This window comes from Sphingobium sp. ba1 (assembly GCF_000743655.1).
In the GTDB taxonomy this organism is placed as follows: Bacteria; Pseudomonadota; Alphaproteobacteria; order Sphingomonadales; family Sphingomonadaceae; genus Sphingobium.
This window is the reverse complement of the sequence record NZ_JPPQ01000083.1, coordinates 356598-361174: the sequence shown is the minus strand read 5'-3', so window position 1 is coordinate 361174 and position 4577 is coordinate 356598. Positions and strand designations below refer to the sequence as shown.

The window sequence follows — 4577 nt, the reverse complement described above, 5'->3', positions numbered from 1 at the left end:
CGGGCGGCTGATGAAGATCAACGGGCTCTACATCACCCGCCGTCGACATTCATATCCCGGTGGCATCAGCCTGCTCGCCTTCGAAGTCAAGGCGGCTCAATGGGATGGGTGACCGGCGCAAATAGGTTACAAGTCCAGCTGAATGATGGTCCGCTTCACGTTCATATCATCTGGAACCAGTCATTCTGCAATCAGCCCAGTCCTGGGTGTCCAGAATAGGAAGGCGGAACGTCCGGACATCGGGTATTACAATCGAATCCTGAACATCGCATCAAGGTCGCTAAGAGCCTTCTTTCTTCTCAATCATCGGCAACGGCGCCAAAATCTTTCCAGCGATCTGGACCAAGAGCAATCTCCGCTACCGTCAAAAGGCAAGCGTCCAGTCGCCTAAATAGCGTCTCGCGATCGATATGCTGGCCAATGAAGACGAGTTCCTGCCGACAATCGCCGACCGGTTCCTCCCATTGCTGCAGGATCGCACTGCGCCGATCCTCATCTAAGGGCCAGTTGACCTGGGGGATAAAATTCCACCATCGCCCTATATAGCCTTGGTGGATCAGGGTTCCGGCTTGGGAGATACTTCCGATTTCGGCGAAGCGGGCGGCATTCCAGAAATGGCCCTTCGCCCGCAACAGGCGGCCATTGCTCCAGGGTTGTGCGAGAAAGTCATTCCAGCGTCTTGGATGGAAGGGCGCGCGGGCGCGATAGACGCAGGATGCTATGCCATATTCTTCCGTCTCCGGTACATGGTCGCCCCGCAGTTCCCGCAACCACCCCGGCGCGCTTTCCGCCCGTTCCAGGGAGAAAAGGCGGGTGTCGAGAATCCAGTCGAGCGGAACCTTGCCCATCTGCATAGACCTGATGGTAGCCACAGGATTGAGGCGGCGCAGGATCGCTAGCAATTCGTCGATCGCGTCCGCGGATACCAGATCCACCTTGCTGACAAGGATCATGTCGGCAAACTCGATCTGGTCGATCAGCAATTGTGAGAGGTCGCGATCGCCCGGCAAACCTGCCTCCAGCCACTCGCCAGCGCGAAAGTCGCGCAGGAAGTGACGAGCGTCCACGACCGTCACCATTGTATCCAGTCGCGCGACATCGGCCAGCGTTCTTCCCGCAGGGTCGATAAAGGTGAAAGTTTCCGCGACCGGCCGGGGTTCGGAAATACCTGACGATTCGATCAGCAGATAATCGAACCGCTGCTCTGCTGCGAGTAGGCTGATCTGTTCCAGCAAATCCTCCCGCAGAGTGCAGCAGATGCAACCATTGGTCATTTCGACCAGCCGTTCCTCCGACCTGCTGAGGGCGACATCACGCATCATGTCAGCGGCGTCGATATTGATCTCGCTCATGTCATTGACGATGATGGCGACCCGTCGGCCCTGACGGTTTTTCAGGATATGACTGAGCAAGGTGCTTTTCCCCGCGCCCAAAAAGCCGGAGAGGACGGTGACCGGGAGGCGGGTGTCATCCATGGCCCTATGGCTCAGGCGGGTTCGAGATAGGTTTCGAACAGATCGACCACCACGGCGGAGGCGTCGGTATCGTCGCCCCATAGGTCAGCCCCTGCAAATTCGACATGGAGCGTTGGTTCCGATCCGCAGTCGTTGCGCCCATGGCCGATCGCGTCGGGGAACGGCCATTGTGCGCTGGTGCGGTGCGTGACGGTCCCCACCTTGCCCCGACAATAAGCGGGATAGCGGACATGTCCGGCAAAATGATCGTCGCGTACCCGGACGCGATCGCCGACCGCAAAGAGAGAGCGATCCTGGCGCGGGGCACGACCTTGCGACAAGGCAGGCCGGGCCAGCGGGAAGGGCTTGCCGGTCGCGGCGACCAGTTCATCCTGCGTCAACACGCCTTTTTCGACCAGTAGGGAGGCTACGCCGACGACATAGCGTTCATAATAGGGAGTCATCAGATAATAGAGCGGCTCCAGCCGCTCGACCGCGTGACGCACTTCATCGATGCTGAAAATGCCCTTTTCCACACCCAGGAAAATGCCGCCATAGCCGATCGCCTCCCAGTCATGGTGAAACGGGCCGCCGACGTCCGCATCGGCGATATGATCGACCCTCCCGAAGCCCTGCATCCCGGCGAGATCATGGATACCGTCCATTATGTCTGTCCTTTGCTTGAAGTCTTGGGTTCAGCCTGCCTTGGGCAAGGCGACGCCGATCAGGCAGTCCTTGGTGACGATCTGGGCGAGCTGCTCCGCGCTCCAGCCCCCGGTCCCTTCGGGACGGACGGGCAGGACCATGTACCGCGTTTCGGCGGTCGTATCATAAACCTTGATGGCGACCTCGGCGGGGATGTCGGTGCCCATTTCGGCCAGCACCTTGCGCGGTTCGCGGCAGATGCGCGCCCGATATTCAAAGCTCTTATACCATGTCGGTGGCAGGCCAAGGATCGGCCAGGCGGTGCAGGAACATAGCGTGCAGGTTACGACATGCTTGACGCTGGCGCTGTCATCCAGCGCGACGATATATTCGCCCTGCGGCCCCAGATAGCCATATTGCCCTACAGCTGCTGTGCCATCGCTGAGCAGCAAATCCCGAAAATCCGGGTCGGTCCAGGCGCGGGCGACCAATTCTGCGCCGCGCCGGGGGGAGAAATCCTCCTCGAACACCTTTTGCCATCCTTCGACAAAGCCGTCCGCTGCAACGCCCTTGTCCTTCAAAACCTGATAGAGCGCGCGGGCGCGCTCTTCGGCCGACGCCTGCAACGGCAGGCCGGGTCGGTTGTCATGCATCTCTTCTACCCCGACAGACATTCCCTTTTCCTCTCTCGATGAGATCAGGTCGATACGACCGCAAGCGGACCTCAGTTCGGGCGAGGTCGCCGGGCTTGCGCCGATATCGCCAAGAGATTGGATGCCTCGACCAGGCACGTATTGCCCGATCCTGCGGAGCTGTTGACACATCTTGCGGGAACCTAGGCCAACGGAATGAATAGCAAGATATGCCAATGACTTCGCAAGCCTTGGCAATATCTCGCGCTGCCGCCCGATATGATCGGTCCATGCCTTTCCGCGAGCCTATCGACCGGCTCATGGAGGGCTAAGTTCGCGCCCGGAAAGGACCATCGGCGACATGGAATCCGCAATCGATACCCACCTCAAATGCCCGCGTAGCCTCTCGCGCCGGGTCGCGGCCGACTATGTTCCGCCTTTCCCCATGTGGGTGGCGCGTGCCGATCCGTCGCTCAAGCAGGTCGTGATGGCGCATTTCGGCGTGCAGTCGAAAAGTGGCGATGGTCTCGCCAACGCCGCTTCGCTGGATGCGCTGCGGCACATCGTCGCGATGTTTCAGGCGACGGACGGTCCGGGTCATTTCGACCTGGTCGATTATGCCGACACCGATGGCTATGACAATCGCATGGCCATCGCCTACTGGGGCGATCCCGCCGCGTTCGCGCGCTGGCAGGATGCCGCGCCGGTGCGGGACTGGTGGCAGGCGGATGCGCGCCTGTCCGACGGGCTAGGCTATTTTCGCGAGATACTGGCCCCACGCGTCGATCAGTTCGAGACGCTCTATGCCTTTCGTGATGCGCTGCCCGGCGTCGGCGCGGTCATGGATCGCGTCAGCGACCAGATTGAGGAACATGGCTATTGGGGGTCGATGCGTGACCGGATGGCCGCTTCGCAGACCGACTGGCTGGCGGCGAAGGGCGACCTGACCGTTGCTGCCGGCGACCCGCAGGCACGGGGCCGGGTCATCATCGGCGGGCATGACAATCTCTGCCTGATCCGGTCAGGACAGGATTGGGAGGAGGCCGGAGCGGAAGAGCGCGTCCTGTATCTGGAGGAGATCGAGCCGACGCTACGCGCGGGCATGGATTTCCTGCGCGATCAGGGTGCCAGTGTCGGCTGCTATTCGAACCGCTATGTCCGGCATATCGATCTGGACGGGCGACCGATCGACCAGAGTTTCGACCTGGGCCACTGGCGGTCGCTCGACCTACTGGAGCGCTGGGCGGAATCTCATCCGACGCATTTGCGCATCTTCGTCACCTTCTTCCGGGTCGCCACTTCGCTTGAGAAGCTCAGGCTCTATCATGAGGTGCTGGTGGTCGACGCTGCTGACCAATATTATGAATATATCAATTGCCATCCCAATAGCGGCCTGATGCGCGACGCCCGCATCGGCGCCGACGCCAACTGATCGGGGATCATCCATGACCATCCGCACGCCGTCGACCGCCGAACTGGCCGACATCGCCGCCAGCCTGCACATGACTCTGCCGCCCGATCAGGTGCAGGACTATCGGGTCCTGATGGACGGCTTCCTTGCCGATTATCAGATGATCGACGATCTTCCCGACGAGGTGCCGCCGCTGCGCTATCCGCGCGCGCCGGGCTATCGCCCCGAAGGGGAGGAAACATGCGGCAACGCTTGGTATTGGAAGGCCATGGTGCAGGGCGCCTCGACCGGCAAGCTGCATGGCAGGACTGTCGCGATCAAGGATAATATCAACGTCGCTGGCGTACCGATGATGAACGGATCGGCGACATTGGAGGGCTTCGTGCCCAGTTTCGACGCGACGGTCGTGACTCGTGTACTGGATGCCGGGGGCTC

At 60.7% G+C, this 4577-nt stretch carries 5 protein-coding genes; 2 read left to right on the top strand and 3 right to left on the bottom strand.

What is annotated here, in order from left to right:
- Nucleotides 1-299 precede the first annotated feature (299 nt).
- The 3 genes from IL54_RS21025 to nthA are packed head-to-tail and all read right to left on the bottom strand — an operon-like array spanning nucleotide 300 to nucleotide 2773.
- Nucleotides 300-1475 (bottom strand): GTP-binding protein, encoded by a 1176-nt coding sequence (locus IL54_RS21025; RefSeq protein ID WP_037480145.1) that lies wholly within the window; start codon nucleotides 1473-1475, stop codon nucleotides 300-302.
- An 11-nt stretch (nucleotides 1476-1486) separates the two neighbouring features.
- Nucleotides 1487-2119, bottom strand: coding sequence for a nitrile hydratase subunit beta (gene nthB, locus IL54_RS21020; protein WP_037480144.1), 633 nt, complete (start codon nucleotides 2117-2119; stop codon nucleotides 1487-1489).
- 30 nt (nucleotides 2120-2149) lie between these two features.
- Nucleotides 2150-2773: a nitrile hydratase subunit alpha gene (gene nthA / locus IL54_RS21015; RefSeq protein ID WP_037480142.1), complete on the bottom strand. Its 624-nt coding sequence runs from the start codon at nucleotides 2771-2773 to the stop codon at nucleotides 2150-2152.
- Nucleotides 2774-3092: 319 nt separating this feature from the next.
- Between nthA and oxdA the strand changes: the two genes are divergently transcribed.
- The gene (oxdA, locus tag IL54_RS21010) at nucleotides 3093-4163 is read left to right on the top strand and encodes an aliphatic aldoxime dehydratase (protein ID WP_037480141.1); all 1071 of its coding nucleotides are present in this window, start codon (nucleotides 3093-3095) and stop codon (nucleotides 4161-4163) included.
- A gap of 13 nt (nucleotides 4164-4176) precedes the next feature.
- The coding region (locus tag IL54_RS23775) for an amidase family protein (protein ID WP_272945526.1) at nucleotides 4177-4577 on the top strand (401 nt) is incomplete at its 3' end.